Origin of the sequence: Methylopila henanensis, assembly GCF_042681025.1 — a bacterium.
Lineage (GTDB): Bacteria > Pseudomonadota > Alphaproteobacteria > Rhizobiales > Methylopilaceae > Methylopila > Methylopila henanensis.
Window position 1 is genome coordinate 396867 of record NZ_JBHUER010000008.1, and the last position, 17740, is coordinate 414606.

The 17740-nt window shown below is 72.4% G+C and carries 18 protein-coding genes; 3 read left to right on the plus strand and 15 right to left on the minus strand.

All coding sequences use genetic code 11. The features are described 5' to 3' along the window. Positions 1-4 precede the first annotated feature (4 nt). Complete coding sequence (locus ACFSCV_RS12480; protein ID WP_378799905.1) at positions 5-1084, minus strand: extracellular catalytic domain type 1 short-chain-length polyhydroxyalkanoate depolymerase; 1080 nt, start codon at positions 1082-1084, stop codon at positions 5-7. A 187-nt stretch (positions 1085-1271) separates the two neighbouring features. Between ACFSCV_RS12480 and ACFSCV_RS12485 the strand changes: the two genes are divergently transcribed. Beyond that, the gene (locus tag ACFSCV_RS12485) at positions 1272-1526 is read left to right on the plus strand and encodes a DUF3297 family protein (RefSeq protein WP_378799906.1); all 255 of its coding nucleotides are present in this window, start codon (positions 1272-1274) and stop codon (positions 1524-1526) included. A gap of 204 nt (positions 1527-1730) precedes the next feature. Here the strand turns inward: ACFSCV_RS12485 and ACFSCV_RS12490 are convergent, their stop codons facing one another. From ACFSCV_RS12490 to sucC, 4 genes are read right to left on the minus strand one after another with little or no spacing between them, the layout of a single operon-like run. Then, positions 1731-2762, minus strand: coding sequence for a 2-dehydropantoate 2-reductase (locus ACFSCV_RS12490; RefSeq protein ID WP_378799907.1), 1032 nt, complete (start codon positions 2760-2762; stop codon positions 1731-1733). A gap of 58 nt (positions 2763-2820) precedes the next feature. Beyond that, complete coding sequence (locus tag ACFSCV_RS12495; RefSeq protein WP_378799908.1) at positions 2821-3135, minus strand: YciI family protein; 315 nt, start codon at positions 3133-3135, stop codon at positions 2821-2823. Positions 3136-3149: 14 nt separating this feature from the next. Next, entirely contained in the window at positions 3150-4031 is an 882-nt protein-coding gene (sucD, locus tag ACFSCV_RS12500) for a succinate--CoA ligase subunit alpha (protein WP_378799909.1), read from the minus strand. Positions 4032-4034: 3 nt separating this feature from the next. Further along, positions 4035-5207, minus strand: a complete 1173-nt coding sequence (sucC, locus tag ACFSCV_RS12505; protein WP_378799910.1) for an ADP-forming succinate--CoA ligase subunit beta — start codon at positions 5205-5207, stop codon at positions 4035-4037. A gap of 197 nt (positions 5208-5404) precedes the next feature. Between sucC and dapD the strand changes: the two genes are divergently transcribed. Both dapD and dapE read left to right on the plus strand, forming a co-directional pair. Continuing rightward, a complete protein-coding gene (dapD, locus tag ACFSCV_RS12510) occupies positions 5405-6247 on the plus strand; it encodes a 2,3,4,5-tetrahydropyridine-2,6-dicarboxylate N-succinyltransferase (RefSeq protein WP_378799911.1) in 843 nt (280 codons plus the stop codon). A gap of 26 nt (positions 6248-6273) precedes the next feature. Continuing rightward, complete coding sequence (dapE, locus tag ACFSCV_RS12515; protein ID WP_378799912.1) at positions 6274-7431, plus strand: succinyl-diaminopimelate desuccinylase; 1158 nt, start codon at positions 6274-6276, stop codon at positions 7429-7431. Positions 7432-7438: 7 nt separating this feature from the next. Here dapE and ACFSCV_RS12520 read toward each other — a convergent pair whose 3' ends face one another. From ACFSCV_RS12520 to ACFSCV_RS12565, 10 genes are all read right to left on the minus strand, one after another. Continuing rightward, the gene (locus tag ACFSCV_RS12520) at positions 7439-8314 is read right to left on the minus strand and encodes a type II secretion system minor pseudopilin (protein WP_378799913.1); all 876 of its coding nucleotides are present in this window, start codon (positions 8312-8314) and stop codon (positions 7439-7441) included. Then, positions 8311-9033 carry a PulJ/GspJ family protein gene (locus tag ACFSCV_RS12525; RefSeq protein ID WP_378799914.1) on the minus strand — a complete coding sequence of 241 codons (723 nt, stop codon included), beginning with the start codon at positions 9031-9033 and terminating at the stop codon, positions 8311-8313. The genes ACFSCV_RS12520 and ACFSCV_RS12525 overlap by 4 nt, the downstream gene beginning before the upstream one ends. After that, positions 9030-9527 (minus strand): prepilin-type N-terminal cleavage/methylation domain-containing protein, encoded by a 498-nt coding sequence (locus tag ACFSCV_RS12530; protein WP_378799915.1) that lies wholly within the window; start codon positions 9525-9527, stop codon positions 9030-9032. Before ACFSCV_RS12530 ends, ACFSCV_RS12525 begins: the two co-directional genes overlap by 4 nt. Continuing rightward, positions 9524-9988: a prepilin-type N-terminal cleavage/methylation domain-containing protein gene (locus tag ACFSCV_RS12535; RefSeq protein ID WP_378799916.1), complete on the minus strand. Its 465-nt coding sequence runs from the start codon at positions 9986-9988 to the stop codon at positions 9524-9526. Before ACFSCV_RS12535 ends, ACFSCV_RS12530 begins: the two co-directional genes overlap by 4 nt. Beyond that, positions 9966-10427 (minus strand): type II secretion system major pseudopilin GspG, encoded by a 462-nt coding sequence (gene gspG, locus ACFSCV_RS12540; protein WP_378799917.1) that lies wholly within the window; start codon positions 10425-10427, stop codon positions 9966-9968. The genes ACFSCV_RS12535 and gspG overlap by 23 nt, the downstream gene beginning before the upstream one ends. Before the next feature lie 8 nt (positions 10428-10435). Continuing rightward, a complete protein-coding gene (locus ACFSCV_RS12545; RefSeq protein WP_378799918.1) occupies positions 10436-11647 on the minus strand; it encodes a type II secretion system F family protein in 1212 nt (403 codons plus the stop codon). Positions 11648-11673: 26 nt separating this feature from the next. Next, positions 11674-12240, minus strand: coding sequence for a prepilin peptidase (locus tag ACFSCV_RS12550; RefSeq protein ID WP_378799919.1), 567 nt, complete (start codon positions 12238-12240; stop codon positions 11674-11676). A gap of 6 nt (positions 12241-12246) precedes the next feature. Continuing rightward, positions 12247-14487 carry a type II secretion system secretin GspD gene (gene gspD / locus ACFSCV_RS12555; protein WP_378799920.1) on the minus strand — a complete coding sequence of 747 codons (2241 nt, stop codon included), beginning with the start codon at positions 14485-14487 and terminating at the stop codon, positions 12247-12249. 220 nt (positions 14488-14707) lie between these two features. Next, on the minus strand, positions 14708-16012 hold the full coding sequence (locus tag ACFSCV_RS12560; RefSeq protein ID WP_378799921.1) for a hypothetical protein: 1305 nt from the start codon (positions 16010-16012) through the stop codon (positions 14708-14710). An 81-nt stretch (positions 16013-16093) separates the two neighbouring features. Next, the coding region (locus ACFSCV_RS12565; protein WP_378799922.1) for a DNA translocase FtsK at positions 16094-17740 on the minus strand (1647 nt) is incomplete at its 5' end.

A 17740-nucleotide genomic window follows, 5' to 3' on the forward strand; every position in this document is an offset into this window, starting at 1 on the left:
CCGGCTATTTCATCAGGCCGGCCGCGCGCAGCGCCTTGGTGATGACCGCCTCCACCGTCGCGGCGACTGGGGCCGGCGACGGGCTCGGGGGCGCCTGCCGCGGCTCGGCCGGCCTCGCGCGCGACGGAACCGACCGGATCGCCTGCCGGTGGGTCTGCCGGTCCAGCCCCCAGAAGGCGAGCGTCGCCCGCGCCTGGGAGACGCCGACGTCGAGCATGTAGGGCGCGGCCCGTTCGCCCCTGGCGGCGTCGATCGGCACGCCGTGGTCCATCCCGGCGACGATGTTCAGTTCGACGGCGTCGCCCAGCGCCTTGCGCGTCACCGGGCCGACCTGCGTCTCCCGCGCCCGGCCCGCGTCGAGGCCATGGACATCGGCCCATTGCGCGAACAGCCCGTCGGCGTTGGCGCGCGCGACCGTCGCGTCCTCCGCGCCCTGCCAGATCGTGACGCGCGGCCAGGGCCCCTCATGGGGCGAGGCGGCGCGGACCAGATCGCCCCAGCTCCGCGCGTCGAGGTCGCGTCCCTGGCTCATCGCCGCGAAGGCCGCGCTGACGCCGTCCGCCGCGCCGAAGGGCAGGCCCGCCACGATCGCCCCGCCCGCGAAGACTTCCGGATAGGACGCGAGCATGACCGCGGCCATCGCGCCGCCGGCCGACAGTCCGGTGACGAAAACCCGCTTGCGGTCCAGTCGCCAGCGGGCGGTCATGGTCTCGATCATCTGGCGGATGGAGGCGGCCTCGCCCTTGTCGCGCGCCGCGCGGTGCGGCGCGAACCACGAGAAGCAGAGCTTGGGGTTGTTGACGCGGCGCTGCTCCGGATAGAGCACGGCGAAACGGTGCTCGTCGGCGAGCGCGGTCCAGCCGGCGGACGCCTCGTAGCCGCCGGCGAGCTGGGTGCAGCCGTGCAGCACCACGACCAGCGGCGCGCCGGGCTTAAGGCCCGGAGGCGCATAGGCCTTCAGCGCGAGGCCGCCGGGATTGGAGCCGAAGTCCCGCACCGCCCGGAGCCTGGAGCCGCCGCTTCCGCCGCCGCCCTCGGGCCGGAACCGGCGCATGCCGGCGCCGGCGTCGCCTGTATCGGCCATGGATGCGATCTCCTTACGCCGCGACGCCGGTGGCGCCGCTTGGCATACCGACATGGATACCGCATCGCACACGTCAATGCTGCAACGCAATATGACACAGGGCGGGCGCGCATGGCTCGCCTGCATGGATCGCAGGCCCACAAACCACTATGGTCCGCCCGTTTTTCGATTTCCGGAGTTTCCGCCCATGTCCGACACGCCGCCCGACCGGCTTTCCGTCCACCCCGGCAGCCCGTTCTACGACGAGGGCGCGCTGACGCGCGGCGTGGGCATACGCTTCAAGGGCGCCGAGAAGACCAATGTGGAGGAGTATTCGGTCAGCGAGGGCTGGATCCGCGTCGCTGCCGGCGCCGCGAAGGACCGCTTCGGCAATCCCATGACCCTGCTGCTGAAGGGCAAGGTCGAGCCGTACTTCCGCGACGTCGCCGATCAGGCCTCCTGACCGGAACCAGCGGGCCCAAAGAGCCTCGTCGTCCTCCGGCTTGCGTTCAGATCGGCTTTTGCCGATCTGAACGCACTTTGGGAAGGAGACTCGAAAACATTCGAGTTTCCGGAGGACCCATCGTCGACGTCGAGCTCAACGCCTGACATGAATGGTCCGGTCAAGCCGGACCATGACGAAGGGCGAGAAGGAAAGGGCGTCGTCTCAGCCGTTGGCGGCCTTCGCCAGCGGCGCGTCGTCGGCGACGCTCTCGGGGAAGGTCGGATAGAGGCCAAGCGACCGTCCCATCTGCTTCGTCAGGCCGAGCACGAGGTCGATGTTCGGGGTCGCGACCTTCGCGAGGCGGCCCATCTCCTGCACCGCGGAAAGCAGCGCGTCGAGTTCGATCGCCTTGCCGGCCTCGACGTCCTGCAGCATCGAGGTCCGGTGCGCGCCGACCTTGGCCGCGCCGTTGATGCGGCGCTCAACATCCACCTTGAAGGTCGCGCCGAAGGTTTCGCCGATCGTCTGCGCCTCCAGCATCATACTTTTCGCGAGCGCCCGCGTCGCCGGGTCGGTCGCGATCACGTCAAGCGTGGCGCGCGTCAGCGCGGAGATCGGGTTGAAGCACAGGTTTCCCCAGAGCTTCAGCCAGATGTCGTCGCGGATGTCGTCATAGACCCGCGCCCTGAGCCCGCTGGCGTCGATCGCGTCGGCGAGCTTTGCGAGACGCGCTGTCCTGCGGCGGTTCGGCTCCCCGAGCCCGAAGGCGTCGCCGTAGATGTGCCGGACGACGCCCGGCTCGGCGATCTCGGTCGCGGGGTAGACCGTGCCGCCGATCACCCGCTCCGGGCCGATGGCGTTCCACTGCCGGTCGCCGGGATCGACGCTCTGGAGCCGCAGGTCGGCGTGAGGCCCCTCGAGGCCGTGGAAGTACCACCACGGCACGCCGTTCTGCATCGTCACGACAGCGGTGTGGTCGCCCAGCAGCGGCGCCATGTCCTCGGCGGACTCCCAGGCCTGATGCGCCTTGAGCCCGTTGATGACGTAGTCCTGCGGGCCGAGCTCGGCGGCGTTCCTGGTCGCGGGCATCTCGGCCGTGAGCTCGCGGCCGTCGATCAGCAGCTTCAGCCCCCGCTCGCGGATCGCGGCGAGGTGCGGCCCGCGCGCGACGAGCGACACGTCCACGCCCGACCGCTTGAGCATCACGGCCATGTATCCGCCGATCGCGCCCGCGCCGTAGATGCAGATTTTCATCGCGTTCGTTCTTTCCCGCGTCCTACCGGTCCCGAAAAGCCCAATTTCGCCGCGCCGCTCACACGGCCGACCAGGCGACGCCGTTGGCGGCGTCGAAGACGGTCTCAACGGGCTTGATCGCGTAGGACAGCAGCCCGGCCGCCACGGCCGGGTCGCGCTCGAGCGTCGCCCGAGCGTCGTCGCTGTCGCGCGCGGCGAGAAGCAGCATGCCGCCGTCTTCCGCGGTGAACGGGCCTGCGAACAGCAGCCGGCCGCTCTCGAACAGCCCGCCGAGCGCAGTAAGATGCGCGCCGAGCGTGGCCGCGTCCTGTTCGTCGATGGACTTGCCGGCGACCCATGACGGCCCCGGCGAGAACAGGACGAGGTGGTTCACGGATCGCGGCTCCGTCACGAGACGCGCGCCAGCGCCTCGGCCATCACGCGCCCGACGAGATTGGCGCTCGGCGCGACGCGGACGCCCGCCTTCTCGAGCGCGGCGACCTTCGCGGCGACGTCGGCCGCGCCGCTCAGCGCCAGAGCGCCGGCGTGGCCCATGCGCCGTTCGGCCGGCGCGTGGGCGCCGACGATGAGGGCGACGATCGGCTTCGACGGCCGCGTCTCGGCGACGTAGTCGGCGACCTCGTGCTCCTGGGCTCCGCCGATCTCGCCGATCAGGATCAGGCCGTCGGTGCCGGGATCGGCGAGGAACAGCTCGACGCAGTCGCGCATCGACAGGCCGTGGATCGGATCGCCGCCCACGCCGACCGTGGTCGACTGGCCGAGGCCGGCCGCGGTGACCTGCGCCACCACCTCGGAGGTGAGCGAGGCCGAGCGCGACACGATTCCGACGCCGCCCGGCCGCTCGCTGCCCGTCGCCATGACGCCGAGCTTGGCGACGCCGGGCGCCAGCACGCCTTGGCTGTTCGCGCCCACGAGCCGCGTGCGGGAGCCTGCGAGCGCCTCGCGCACGCGCACCATGTCGAGCACCGGAACGCGCTCGGTGACCGCGACGACGAGAGGGACCTCGGCCTCGATCGCCTCGATCATGGCCGCCGCGGCGGAGGCCGGCGGCACGAAGATGATGCTGGCGTTGGCGCCGGTCGCGTCGCGCGCCTCCGCGACCCGGTCGAACACCGGCAGGTTGAGGTGCGAGCGCCCGCCCTTGCCGGGCCGCACGCCGCCGACGACCTTGGTGCCATACTCCATCATCTGCGTGACGTGATGGGTGCCGGCCCAGCCGGTCATGCCCTGGCACAGCACGCGGGTGTCGTTGTCGAGCAGGATCGCCATGGCTCAGGCCCTCCCGGCCGCGACGGAGACGGCGCGGATCGCGGCCGAGCCCATGTCGGGCTCCTCGATCACCGAGCAGCCGAAATTCTTCAGCCGCGAGCGCGCGAACTCGGCGTTGAGGCCTGCGAGCCGCACGACGATCGGCAGCGACCGGCCCGAGCGGCGCAGCGCGACGCCGAGCCCTTCCGCGATGGTGTCGCAGGACTGCATGCCGCCTCCGTGCACGTTCACAAGCAGCGCCCGGATCGACGGATTGTCGAGCAGCAGCGCGAAGCCGTGGGCGATGTCGAGGCTGGTCGCGGTGGTGCGGATGTCCATGAAGTTCGCCGGCTTGCCGCCCGCGGCCTTGACCATGTCGAGCGTGGCGAGGCCGAGGCCCGCGCCGTTCGAGACGAGCCCGAGATCGCCGTCGAGTGGCACGAAGTTGAGCTGGTCGCGGTGGGCCGAGAGCCGGTTGCGGTCGGCCTCGTCCTCGTCGCGCAGCGAGGCGAGGTCCCGGTGGCGGAACAGCGCGTTGTCGTCGAGCGTCATCTTGACGTCGAGCGCGAGGATGTCCCCGCCGGCCGTCACCGCCAGCGGATTGATCTCGATCAGGCTGGCGTCGAGCTCGATGAAGGCGCGGCGCAGCCCCTTCACCAGCGCGGCGGCCTTGTCGGCGAGCGCGCCTTCGAGGCCGATGCGCGCGAGGAACGCCGAAAGCTCGCCCGCGTCCGGCTCGCGGCTGACCGACAGCGGCAGGCGCTCGCGGCTGAGCGCGCCGGCGCGCTCGCGCTCCTCGATGTCGCCGCCGCCCTCGGCCGCGCCGAACAGCACGAGGCCGCCGGCCGCCGGATCGACGAGAAGCGCGAGGTAGAGCTGGCGCTCCGCCTTCACGCCCTCCTCCACATAGACGCGGCGGACGGTGAGGCCGTCCTCCCCCGTCTGGGCGGTGGAGAGCTTCTGCCCGAGCATCGCCTCGGCCGCGGAGCGAACCATGGCGGGGCCGTGCGCAAGCCGGACGCCGCCGGCCTCGCCGCGCGCGCCGGCCTGGATCTGCGCCTTCACCGCGAGCGGCGTGACCCCGAGGTCGCGCGCGACGCTTTCGGCCTCGCCGGCGGTCATCGCGACGGCGCCGCGCGGCGTCGGGAGCCCGTAATCCGCGAGCAGCCGCTTGGCCTGGAATTCATGCAATCTCATGGCGTGAGACCCTCCGGCGTGTCCTCGGGCGGCGCGCTCTCGTCTCCAGCCTATTGGTATAATAGATGCCAAGTCGCGCCTATTGACACAAAGAGTGACGCAGAATGACGCGTTCGCCCAGTTCGACCTCCTATTGACGCGCGCTTTTCGGCGTCCCAAAGGTCCACGCCTCAAATTCGCGCCGGGAGCCCAGACCTATGAGCCATGCCGACATCGCCGCCGTGATCGACGACGCCTGGGAGCGCCGGGCGGAGATCGGCGCCTCCACCACGGGGCCCGTGCGCGAGGCGGTCGAACAGGCGCTGGCGGCGATGGACAAGGGCGAGCTGCGGATCGCCACGCCGGAGAACGGCGCCTGGACCGTGCGCCAGTGGGTCAAGAAGGCTGTGCTGCTGTCGTTCCGCCTCAACGACATGGAGCGCATCCCCGGCGGTCCCGGCGGCGCCGTGTGGTGGGACAAGGTGCCGTCCAAGTTCGACGGCTGGGGCGACGAGCAGTTCAAGGCGGCCGGCTTCCGCGCCGTGCCGGGCTCGATCGTGCGCCGCTCGGCCTATGTGGCGCCGAACGTGGTGCTGATGCCGTCCTTCGTGAACGTCGGCGCCTATGTCGACAGCGGCACGATGGTCGACACCTGGGTCACGGTCGGCTCCTGCGCCCAGATCGGCAAGAACGTGCATCTCTCCGGCGGCGTCGGCATCGGCGGCGTGCTGGAGCCGCTGCAGGCCGGCCCCGTGATCATCGAGGACGACTGCTTCATCGGCGCGCGCTCCGAGGTCGTGGAGGGCGTCGTCGTCCGCAAGGGCTCGGTGCTCTCCATGGGCGTGTTCATCTCAGCCACCACCAAGATCATCGACCGCGCCACCGGCGAGGTCTTCGTCGGCGAGGTGCCGGAGTATTCGGTCGTCGTCCCCGGCTCGCTGCCCGGCAAGACGCTGCCGAACGGCCAGCCCGGCCCGTCGCTCTACTGCGCGGTGATCGTGAAGCGCGTCGACGCCCAGACGCGCTCCAAGACCGCCATCAACGAGCTGCTCAGGGACTGAGGGGGCGCCTCGCGGGAGAACGCGTGATGTCCATCGATCCCCGAGATCCCGTCGCGGTGGCGCAGGCGCTGATCCGCTGCGAGAGCGTGACGCCGGCGGAGGGCGGCGCTCAGGCGCTGCTCGAGAGCCTGCTCGCGCCGCTCGGCTTCGAGGTCTGGCGGCCGACCTTCTCGGACGAGGGCACGCCGGACGTGGCGAACCTCTACGCCCGCCGCGGCGAGGGCGAGGCCTTCGTGCTCGCCGGCCACACCGACGTGGTGCCGACCGGCGACGAGGCGCGCTGGACCGAGGGGCCGTTCTCAGGCGCGATCGCAGGCGGCGAGCTCTACGGCCGCGGCGCGGTCGACATGAAGGGCGCGATCGCCTGCATGGTCGCCGCCGTCGCCCGCGCGCTCGACGGCGGCGGGGAGCTCCCTGGCCCCGTCGCCTTCCTCATCACCGGCGACGAGGAAGGCCCCGCGATCAACGGCACCGCCAAACTGCTGGAGTGGGCGCACGCCCGTGGCGAGCGCTTCTCCGGCTGCCTGCTGGGCGAGCCGACCAACCCGGAGGCGCTGGGCGACGTCGCCAAGATCGGCCGGCGCGGCAGCCTGTCCGGCACGGTGACGCTGCCCGGCGTGCAGGGCCACGTCGCTTATCCCCATCTCGCCCGCAATCCCGTGCGCGAGCTCGCGCCCGCGCTGACCGCGCTGCTGGGCGAGCCGCTGGACGAAGGCACCGAGCATTTTGAGCCGTCGAACCTCGAAGTGGTCGGCGTCCGCAGCGGGACCGGCGCGTTCAACGTCATCCCCGGCGAGGCCGCGCTGCAGTTCAACGTCCGCTTCAACGACCTCCACACCGCGGACAGCCTGATGGCGCTGATCCGCGACCGGCTGGACGACGCCCTCGGCGCCGGGGCCTACGCCCTCGCGTTCGAGCCCTCAAACGCCGACGCCTTCCTCACCGCGCCGGGCCCGCTAGTCGAGGCGGTGTCCGCCGCGATCGAGGCCGAGACCGGCCGCCGGCCGGCGCTCACCACCGGCGGCGGCACTTCCGACGCGCGCTTCATCAAGAGTTACTGCCCGGTGATCGAGTTCGGCCTCGTCGGCCAGACCATGCACCAGACCGACGAGCGCGTGGCGGTGGCCGACCTTGAGACGCTCACCCGCATCTACGGCCGCGCGCTGGCGAACGCCTTCGGCTGAGGCGTCCTCACGACGCCGGCGGGTCGCGCTCAAAGTCGATGACGTCGTAGAGGCGGTCCGGGGCGGAGCTTCGCATCAGGACGTAGCGGGCGACGCGCGGCCGGACCCCGTCGTCGCTGCGCACCGTCACCGCGAAGGACGGCCCGAACGCGGCCTTGGCGGCTACGCCCTTGCCCTGAAGCGCCGCCTGCAGCGCCCTGGCGCGATCCTCCCCGCCCGAACGCTGCAGCCGCAGGACCGCGGCGAGCGTCGGCCCGTCCATCTTCGGCAGCGCCCGCAGCACTTCGAGCGGCGCGGCCAGCGCCGCCACGCGGCCCTCGGGATTGGCAACGGTGACAAAGCGTTTCAGCGCGCGCGCGCCTTCGACGCCGACGCCCAGCACGTGCCGGAGGTCGTCGGCGTCCTGGAACGGCGCGTTGGCCGGTCCGTCGCGGCCCACGGCCTGATAGGCCGGCCGCTCGGCGCCCTCCTTCGTGGGCTGGTCGTCGGCGTCGCGCCAGTCCATGACCCGCGCCGCGAACGCCTCCGGCGACAGCGTCCCGGGCCCGACCGAGCGCCAGAGGCCCGCCAGCATGTCCTTGTCGGCGCCGTTGAGGTCGACCTTGCCGCTTTCGGACGCGACGGAGACCTCGACGGTTCCGCCGTCGAGCCGGATCCGGCGCGCGGACACCTCGTGCGGCGCGCGACGGAGCACGAAGATCTGGTAGGCGGCGAGTTCGAGGCCGGCGTTCGCCAGCGCGTCGCGCGCGAGCGTCTCCTTCGCGGCGATCGCGCCGGCCGCGGACGAGCGCGCCAGCGCTCCGGCTCCGACCACGAGCCCGGCGAGCACCGCCAGCACCGCGAGCGCCGAGACCAGCACGAAGCCGCCCTCGCCGCGCCTCACCGCTCGCCCTCCCGGACTTGCGGCTGGCCGTCCGGCCGACCCGTGGCCTTTGGCGCCGAGCTGCAGGGCGCCTTGCCCGGCGCGGCGCAGCCGGGCTCGGACTGCGCGATCAGCCGCGCGGTCCGCGACGCCCGCGCGACGCCCCCCTCCGGCTCGATGAGCTCGATCCGGACGGCGACCGGCAGGCTCGCCGCCTCGCTCCATTGGTCGGTCACGACCGTCGTTCCGTCCGGCCTGCGCTCCACATAGGCGAAGCGTGCGTCGAGGCCGCCGAGGTCGATCCGGACCGGCTCGCCGAAGACGACGTCGTCGAGCGAACGCGCGCCGACCAGCAACGGCGCCTCGGCGCGGAGCAGCTGGCCGGGACCGGCCGCCTGATAGGCGACCGCGACCGGCGCGCGCAGGCCGTCGTCCTGCCGGGGCGCGACCGCGAACGCCAGCCGGTCCGGCGCGCCGAGAAACACGAACCGGCCGTCCGGCCCGGCGAAGCGCCGGCGGGCAAGACCCTCGATCTCGCGCGCGACGACGGACAGAGGCCGGGTCGACGTCTCGGCCCCCTCGGCGCGGAGCGCGGCGCGGTCCACAGCGCGCGCCATCAGCCCGCCGAGCGTCAGCAGCCCGGCGATCACCACCGCGCTGATCGCGAGCGTCGCCAGCGCCTCCACCAGCAGGAAGCCGCCGTCGCGGTCGCGACGCCCCGAGACGCCCCGCCCTCTCATGGCGCGCGCGCCAGACGGACGGTCTCGACCACCAGCGGCGCGCCGGCGGTCTCGACGCGGATGGTGACGCGCAGCGGCAGCCAGCGCGCGGAGGGCGGCGGATCGACGTCCGCGGCCGCTTCGGGAGCGCGCGGCGTGGGGGACGCGGCTGCGGCGGCCGGCGGCGGGGTCCTGCCCGGCGGCGAAGCCGGCGCCGGCTTCAGCGCGGGCGGCGGCGGGAACGGCAGGTCGAGCGCCTCGCTCGTCACCGTCCAGGCGACGGCGCCGTCGGCGCCCCGGCGCTCGCCGACCTCCGCCGCGAGCTGCGGCAGGCGGTTCTCGAGAATGTCGCGGGCGGTCGCCTCCGCCGCGACGACGGCGTCCGACCGGACGAGCGCCGACCGGGTCGAGACCAGCCCGCGCTGGAGAGCGACCGACGTCGCCGCGACCACGGCTACCGCGACCAGCGCCTCCACCAGCGTGAAGCCGGCGTCGTCGCGCGCCCGGCGGCTCATGGCGCGTCCGCCCCCGGGCGGATCGTGACGGCCGAGGTGAAGCCGTCGACCGCGACGTCGATCCGCGTCGCGCGGGTCGCGAGCGCGACCGCGCCGCCCGAGGAGCGGCCGTCGGGGTGGAACGCCACCCGCCCGCCGGTCCAGCCGGAGACGCGCACGGCGATCCCGCGCGACAGGTCCACGGTCTCGCCCGTCGCGCCCGAACGCAGCACCGGTCCACGCGGATCGAACGCGGTCTCGACCGTCTTGCCCGCGCGCTGGGCGGCGGCGCGGTCGGTCCGGAGCAGGGCCGCGACCTGATAGGCCCGGGCGCGCAGATCGGCGGTCCCGCCGGCGGGCCGCACGAAGGGCAGCGCGAGCGCGGCGATCAGCGCGATCAGGGCGAGCGCGAGCGTCGCTTCGATCAGCGTGAAGCCGGCGTCGCCGCCGGCCCTCGGATCAGTCGTTGGAGATGTCGGCATCGCCGCCCGATCCCCCGCGCTTGCCGTCCGCGCCGAGCGAGGTGATTCCGTAAGGCTTGCCACGACCGGGCACGCGGTACTCGTAGGGCGCGCCCCAGGGGTCGGCCGGGGTCTCGCCCTGCTGCAGGTAGGGGCCGGACCAGCGGCCCTCGCCGGCGGGAGCGCGCACCAGCGCCGCAAGACCCTCCGAGGCGGTGGGGTAGCGGCCCATATCGAGGTAGAACAGGTCGAGGGCGGTCGAGAACGACTGGATCTGCAGCTTCGCCGCCCGCTCGCGCGAGCTCGACAGGTAGCCCAGCACGCGCGGGCCCACGAGGCCCATGACGAGGCTCAGGATCACCAGCACGACGAGCAGCTCCACGAGCGTGAAGCCGCCGGCGCGGTCGCGGCGGCGGAGGGGACGGCGAAAGGGCCGGGCCTTGCGGCGGATACGGGGCATGACGCGCCTCAAACCAGAAGATCGTTGATGCTGACGAGGGCCGACATCACCGAGATGATCAGCCAGGCGACGAGGCAGGCGACGACCACCATCGTCGCCGGCCCCACGATCGCGGTGAGCCGGCCGAGCGCGGCGTCGAGCTTGGCCTCGTAGAAGGTCGCGACGCGGCCGGCGCTGTCGGCGAGCTGCCCGGCCTCCTCGCCGACGCGCAGCATCTGCACCACATGCGCCGGCAGGAAGGCGCGCCTCGACAGCGAGGCCGCCACCCGGTCGCCCTGCCGCACGTCCGCTATGACGAGATCGATCGCCGCGCGCGCATGCGGCGGCCGCACCACGTCGCGCACCAGCTTCAGCGCGGTCGTGATCGGCACGCCGTTCGCGAGCAGGATCGAGAGCGTGCGGCAGAACGCGACCGCGAGCTCGTAGCCGAGGATCGTGCGGGTCAGCGGCAGGCGGGCGAGCAGGCGCACGAGCCAGGAGCCCTGCCGCGACAGCCGGCTCGCGACGAGCCCGAGCGCGAGCAGCGCCGCCGCGCCGCCGCCGATCAGGTCGAGATTCGCGCGGAAGGCGCGCGACAGGTCGAACACGAACAGGGTCGACGGCTCCAGCCGGGAGCGGAAGCCCATCAGCGCGCCCTCGAACTGCGGCACGACATAGAGCATCACGAAACACAGCACCGCGAGCGCCGCGACCAGCAGGAAGGCGGGATAGGCGACGGCGGACGCCGCCTTCTTGCGCAGCTTCTCGCCGCGCTGGCGCTCGGCGGCGAGGTCGGCCAGCGCCGCCTCGAGCCTCCCCGAGCTTTCGGCCACGGCCACGGTCTGGACGTAAACCGGCGGAAACGCCTTGGGATGAAGCGCGAGCGCCGCCGACAGGCTCTTGCCAGCCGCGAGCTCGTCGCGCAGGTCGCGGATCAGCGCCGCGAGCCAGCGGCGGCTCTCCATCTCGGCCAGGATGCCGAGCGCCTCGTCGAGCGCGACCCCGCCCTTGAGCATCATGGCGAGGTCAAGCGTGAAGCCGGTGACGTGCTCGCGCGGCGGCTCCGGCGTCAGCAGCTCGCGCCAAGGCCGGCGCGCGCCGGCCTTGGCCTCGCGCGCGAAGATCGGCGTGCAGCCGGCCCGGTCGAGCCGGTCAAGCACCTCCGCCGGCGACGCCGCCTCCATGGCGCCCGCCAGCATCTTTCCCGACGGATGGACGGCCCGGTACTCGAACGTCGCCACCGCTCAGCCCTCCCGACCCGCGTCCGTCACCGGAGCATGAGCGGGGGCCAGACCGCCGCTCCAACGAGGACGAGCCAGATCGCGGGCGCGAAGAACGCGCCGAAGGCGATGCGGTCCATGCGCCCGGCGCCGCGGAGCGCGGCGACGGCGAGGCCGGCGAGGCTGGCCGCGAGCAGGGCCGCCGCGACGCCTTCGGCGCCGATCAGGCATCCGCCCGCCGCCGCCAGCTTGACGTCGCCGAAACCGAGGCCGTCATGGCCGCGCAGCCGATAGAACGCCTCGCGCAGCAGCCAGAGCGCGCCGCCGGTGAGCGCGACGTCCGCGCCGAGCGACAGCGCCGTCGCGAGCGAGGCGCCGTCGTCCGCGAGCCGCGCCGCCACGCCGATGGCGGCGAGCGCAAGTGACGCCGGGTCCGGAATGACGAAGCCGGTCGCGTCGCGCCAGATGATCCAGGCGACGAGCGGCAGCGTCGCGGCGGCGACGAGCGGCGCGCCGGGGCTCAGGACCGCGAGCGCCGCCGCGGCCGCGATCCCGACGAGGCCCGCGGCGCGGTCGGCCTTGCGGAAGGCGCGCTCTGCGGACGGGGTCTGCATCGGGGGCTACTTCGCGACCGCCGGCCGCGCTCCGCTTCCGAGCACCGTCATGCGCGAGCGGAACTCCTGCGCCACGCTCTGCGCGTCCTCGCCGTTGCGGATCACCTCCGCGCGGATGAAGACCACGAGCTCGGTGCGGTCCTTGGCGCTCGACCGCTGGCTGAACAGGTTCCCGACGCCCTTGAGGTCGCCAAGGATCGGGATGCCGTTCTTGCCGCGCTCGTCGCGCTTGCTGATGAGGCCGGCGAGCAGCACCGTCTGGCCGCTGACGACCGAAATGTTGCTCGCGACCCGACGCTTGGAGATGGTCGGCGTCAGCGTGTTGGCGCCGCTCGAGACCGCGGAGATCTCCTGGTCGATCTGCATCGTCACCGCGTCGTTCTGGCCGATGCGCGGGATCACGTTCAGGATGATGCCGGTGTTCTTGAACTCGACCTGATTGACGAGCGGGCTGTCGACGTTCTCGACGCTCTGCGCCTGCCGCGTGACGATGGGAATCTCGTCGCCGACCTGGAAGTTCGCCGGCTGGTTCTCCGCCACCACCAGCGAAGGCGAGGACAGGATCTCGACGTTCGTCACCCGGTCGAGCGCCGAGATCACGACGTCCGGGCTCGAATTGGACCCGATCAGCACGTTGAAGCCGGGCGCCTGCCTGGACAGGGCGTTGGCGGCCGTGCCGAACAGCGAGAACGAGCCCTTGTCGCGGCCGAGGCCGACGCCGCCGCTCTTCACGAAATACTCGACGCCGTTCTTCATCTCGTCGGTGAGCTGCACCTCGGCGATGGTGGCGTGGATCGCGACCTGAAGCGGCGTCGAGTCGAGCTGCCGCAGGGCCGTGAGGATCTTCTGGTAGGTGTAGCCGTCGGCGTAGGTGACGACCGAATTGTTGGCGGGGTCGGCGCTGATCAGCACGCGCGGCCGGTCGCCGGCGCCGCCGCCCTGCCGGGTGAGATCGATGGTCTCCGCCTCGGCGCTCTGCGAGGCGTCGGCCTGGCCGTCGCCGAAGTTCGGGCTGTTGAAGGCGGACGCCGCCGCCTGCGCCGGCGCATTGCCGAAGTTCTTGCTGGAGGCGGCCTCGATCCCGCCGGAATTCGAGCCCGAACGGCTGTCGGACATGGCGTCGCCCGAGCCCAGTTCCTCGCGCTGCATGCCGGTGCCCGCGCGCGGCGTGGCGGTCGGGCCGCCGCGCCCGCCGTCGCCGCCCGCCTGGAACAGGCTCGTCATGATGCGGGCGAGCTCCTTGGCCTCGCGATAGCGGGCCTTGTAGACGAACACGTTCTCGCCGCCGGCCGCGGTGTCGCGGTCGAGCCGGCGCACCCAGGTCTCCGCCCGGCGCATCAGCTGCTGGGTCTTGGCGACCACCATCACGGCGCGGAGCCGGCCGATGGCCTTGAACTGCACGGTGCCGGCGCCGGCCCCCTTCTCGGCGTCGAACACGCGGTTGAGCTCGGCCACCACCGCGTCGGGCGAGGCGCGCCGGACCTCGTAGATGCCGACCGCCTGGTCCGACATCCAGTCGGCGTCGAACGAGACGATGGCGTCGACCGCCTCCTGACGGCGCGCGCCGGGGCCGCGCACGACCATGGCGTTGCGGGCCGTGTCGACCCGAAGGCCGTCGGATTCCACGATGAAGCCGGAGACGAGGCGCGCCATGGTCGTCGCGGAGACGTGGCGCAGCGGCACGACCGACAGGCCGAAGCCCGGGGTGGCGCGTCGTCCGACGTCGACCGTTCCGCCGCCGGCCGCGAGCGGGCCGATCCGCATGGTGGCGCCGACCTTGGTCATGCCGAAGCCGTTGCTCTGCAGCAGCGTGTCGAGCGCGGACAGCAGTTCCTCGGCCGTCATCGGACGTGGCGAGGAGATCGTCACGCGGCCGCCGACGTCGGAGCTCATGGCGTAGTTGATCTTGAGCGCCTCGCCGAGGATCGCCTGCACCACGTTGCGCAGGTCCGCGTCCTCGAAGTTGAGGCGGTAGCGCGCGGCGCCGCCGGGCTCCTCCGGCCCCTCGGACGGCGCGGCGACGAGGCGCAGCGGCGACGGCCCGGAGTCGGAGGCGGCGAAGGCGGCCGGCGCGGCCTCGGACCCGGCGGGCGCTGCCGGGGCGACGTCCGGCTTCGGGTTGCGGGCGGACAGATCGACCACGAGGCCGGTCCGCACGACGTCGGCGTCGCCTTCCGGCGCGAGGGAGGAGCATGCGGCGACCGCGAGCGCGCAGGCCGCCAGCACAAGGCGCTTAGCCGCGATCATCGTTTCCCCCGACGTTCTTGATCCCCGGTCGATTGAACTGACCCCCTTCCGAAAGTCAATCGCCGCGCCGTGTCATGACAAAATCAAGACAAAGTATTGGGGTCCGGAAAACTACGTCATAGCGCCGCTTTTTCCCAACGAACACTGGCCCGTGGTCGCGCCGGGGGCTTCGTCGACAGGAGCTGTGGCGCCGCGGGCACGCGCCGCCCGCGATCGCGGCTCAGCGCTCGGGAGGAAACGACCGGCCGTTGAGCAGGCTGCCGTCGGCGCGGCCCCGGACCGACAATGGCGTCCCGACCGCAGGCGACAGGTCGAAGGTCGCGCCGGCGACGTCGCCGCCGGTGCGCACCACGGGCCGGTCGGAGCCGGGCGCCGCGTCGTCGACGATGGCGAACCGCGTGTTGCGGATGTCGCCGCCGACGATCACGGCCGCGTCCGGCTGGGGCGCGTCGAACGTCGCGCGGCTCACGATCGCCCGGATGTCGGAGCGCGTGACGCCGCCGCGGAAGCGCACGCCGCCGCGCCGGACCTGGAACACCTGCACGTCGATCTTGACCTCGTCGGCCGCCTCCTCGGACTGGAACTCCACCCCCCAGTCCGGCTGGTGCACGCTCTCGGAGGGCGGATCGGGCTCCTCCGTGCCGCCGTACTGCCCGCTGATGTCGAGCCCGCGGCCAGGGCCCGTGACGACGATCGGCGTGCGCTTGCAGTTGCGCACCATGTTGTCGCGCATCTGCGAATAGGCGATCGGCCCGGACCAGAACGCTCGGCCGATGTCCATGTGGTTGTTGTTGAGCTGGGCGCCGATCAGCGGCGCTTCGGAGGCGTTCTCGAAGAAGCGGCTGAGGGCGTGGCCGAGATTGTCGGTGGCGATGATCTTGCGGAAGCCGAGCGGCGCGTTGTGCAGCGGCCCGTCTTTGGCCGCCACCCGGCCCGTCGGCCAGTCGAAGCCGACGCCGAGATCGCAGGCCGCGAAGGTGTTCCCGCGCAGCAGCAGGCCGCGCCCGACATGCTCCACCGCGCGGTTGAACTTCATGAAGGTGCAGCCGGTCACCGTCGCGTCGACGTCGTCGGGATTCGATTGCTTGGCGAAGCGCACGGCCGTGGCGGCTCCGCTGCGCCCGCCCATGAAGTTCAGGTTCTCGAGCGTGGTGAGCGAGGCTTCGATGACGAAGCCTGGCCCGTCGAAGGCGACGGTGATCTGGCTCGCCGCGCCCTCGCCCACGATGCGCAGCTTCCCCGCCTTGATCGGCGCGACGACGCTGCGCTCCAGCCGGTAGCCGTCGGCCGAGGCCGGAACCAGGATGCTGCGCGCGCCGCTCTCGATCGCAGCCGCGATGCAGGCCTCGAAGCTCGCGGCGTCGTCGCCGCCGGTCCCCGCCTGCCCAAAGGCGGCGTCGGCGACGGAGAGCGTCGAGCGGCGGGCGACGACGGCGGGCGCTGCGAGCGCGCCGGGCGCCCCTGACGCTGCGGCGGCGCCCAGCGTGGCGAGCAGCACGCTGCGGCGCGTCGGTCGACGGAACATGGCGGACCTTCCGGCTTGAGGCGGGCGGGCGCGAGTCTAGCGCGGCTCGGGCCCCTCCGTTAAGCGCGACGGTCCGACGCGTCAGCCGCCGCGGAAGATCTCGCGCTTGCCGGCGTGGTTGGCCGCGCCGACGATGCCCTCCTGCTCCATGCGCTCCATCAGCGAGGCGGCGCGGTTGTAGCCGACCTGCAGCCGGCGCTGGATGTAGGAGGTCGAGGCCTTGCGGTCCCGGAGCACGACCGCGACCGCCTGCTCGTAAAGGTCGCCGCTGGTCTCCTCCGCGAAGTCGCCGGCGTCGAACACCGCGCCGTCCTCCGCGCCGCCGCCGTCCGCCTCGTCGCCGCCCTCCTCCTCGTCGTCCGCGGTGACGGCCTCGAGATATTCCGGGCGCCCCTGCAGCTTGAGATGGTCGACGACCTTCTCGACCTCGGCGTCGGAGACGAAGGGGCCGTGGACGCGCAGGATGCGGCCGCCGCCGGCCATGTGCAGCATGTCGCCCTGACCGAGAAGCTGCTCAGCGCCCATCTCGCCGAGGATCGTGCGGCTGTCGATCTTGCTGGTGACCTGGAAGGAGATGCGGGTCGGGAAGTTCGCCTTGATGGTGCCGGTGATGACGTCGACGGACGGGCGCTGCGTCGCCATGACGATGTGGATGCCGGCGGCGCGCGCCATCTGGGCGAGGCGCTGGATCGCGCCCTCGATCTCCTTGCCCGCCACCATCATCAGGTCGGCCATCTCGTCGACGATGATGACGATGTAGGGCAGCGAGGTCAGGTCCATGACCTCTTCTTCGTAGGTCGGCTGGCCGGTCTCCTTGTCGAAGCCGGTCTGCACGGTGCGGACCACCGTCTCGCCCTTCGCCGTCGCCTCCGCCGCGCGGGCGTTGAAGCCGTCGATGTTGCGGACGCCGAGCTTCGACATCTTGCGGTAGCGGTCCTCCATCTCCCGGACCGCCCATTTCAGCGCGATCACCGCCTTCTTCGGGTCGGTGACGACGGGCGTCAGCAGGTGGGGGATGCCCTCGTAGACCGAAAGCTCCAGCATCTTGGGGTCGACCATGATCAGCCGGCACTTCTCGGGCGAGTGCATGTAGAGCAGGCTGAGGATCATGGTGTTGATGGCGACCGACTTGCCCGAGCCGGTGGTGCCGGCGACGAGCAGGTGGGGCATCTTGGCGAGGTCGGCGATCACCGGCTCGCCGCCGATGGTCTTGCCGAGGCACATGGCGAGCTTCTGCTTGGTCTCGCCGAACTCCGGCGTCTCCAAGAGCTCGCGCAGATACACGGTCTCGCGCTTGGCGTTCGGCAGCTCGATGCCGATGACGTTGCGCCCCTCGACCACGGCGACGCGGGCCGACACCGCGCTCATCGAACGGGCGATGTCGGAGGCGAGCGCGATGACGCGGCTCGACTTCACGCCCGGCGCAGGCTCGAACTCGTAGAGCGTCACCACCGGGCCCGGGTTGGCGTCGATGATCTCGCCGCGCACGCCGAAGTCCTGCAGCGTCTGCTGCAGCTTCAGCGAGTTCTTGTTCAGGAACTCCTCGGAGTGCTCGAAGCAGGGCTCGGCCGCGGCGGCCTCGGCCAGAAGATCGAGCGGCGGCAGCTCGTAAGCCTCGGAGACCGGCGCGGGAGCCGGCGCCCGACGGGGAGCGGCCGCAGACGGAGCCGGCGGGACGGGCGCAGGCGCCGGCGCCTGCGCGGCCGGCGGCGCGACGGGAGCCGCCGG

Bases quoted from the DNA above. Each gene is read 5' to 3' on its own strand.
- sucD (WP_378799909.1), bottom strand. From the start codon at position 4,031: ATGGCGATCCTGCTCGACAACGACACCCGCGTGCTGTGCCAGGGCATG.
- ACFSCV_RS12480 (WP_378799905.1), bottom strand. From the start codon at position 1,084: ATGGCCGATACAGGCGACGCCGGCGCCGGCATGCGCCGGTTCCGGCCC.
- sucC (WP_378799910.1), bottom strand. From the start codon at position 5,207: ATGAGATTGCATGAATTCCAGGCCAAGCGGCTGCTCGCGGATTACGGG.
- dapD (WP_378799911.1), top strand. From the start codon at position 5,405: ATGAGCCATGCCGACATCGCCGCCGTGATCGACGACGCCTGGGAGCGC.
- ACFSCV_RS12550 (WP_378799919.1), bottom strand. From the start codon at position 12,240: ATGCAGACCCCGTCCGCAGAGCGCGCCTTCCGCAAGGCCGACCGCGCC.
- gspG (WP_378799917.1), bottom strand. From the start codon at position 10,427: ATGCCCCGTATCCGCCGCAAGGCCCGGCCCTTTCGCCGTCCCCTCCGC.
- ACFSCV_RS12560 (WP_378799921.1), bottom strand. From the start codon at position 16,012: ATGTTCCGTCGACCGACGCGCCGCAGCGTGCTGCTCGCCACGCTGGGC.
- dapE (WP_378799912.1), top strand. From the start codon at position 6,274: ATGTCCATCGATCCCCGAGATCCCGTCGCGGTGGCGCAGGCGCTGATC.
- ACFSCV_RS12485 (WP_378799906.1), top strand. From the start codon at position 1,272: ATGTCCGACACGCCGCCCGACCGGCTTTCCGTCCACCCCGGCAGCCCG.
- ACFSCV_RS12530 (WP_378799915.1), bottom strand. From the start codon at position 9,527: ATGAGCCGCCGGGCGCGCGACGACGCCGGCTTCACGCTGGTGGAGGCG.
- gspD (WP_378799920.1), bottom strand. From the start codon at position 14,487: ATGATCGCGGCTAAGCGCCTTGTGCTGGCGGCCTGCGCGCTCGCGGTC.
- ACFSCV_RS12525 (WP_378799914.1), bottom strand. From the start codon at position 9,033: ATGAGAGGGCGGGGCGTCTCGGGGCGTCGCGACCGCGACGGCGGCTTC.
- ACFSCV_RS12490 (WP_378799907.1), bottom strand. From the start codon at position 2,762: ATGAAAATCTGCATCTACGGCGCGGGCGCGATCGGCGGATACATGGCC.
- ACFSCV_RS12535 (WP_378799916.1), bottom strand. From the start codon at position 9,988: ATGCCGACATCTCCAACGACTGATCCGAGGGCCGGCGGCGACGCCGGC.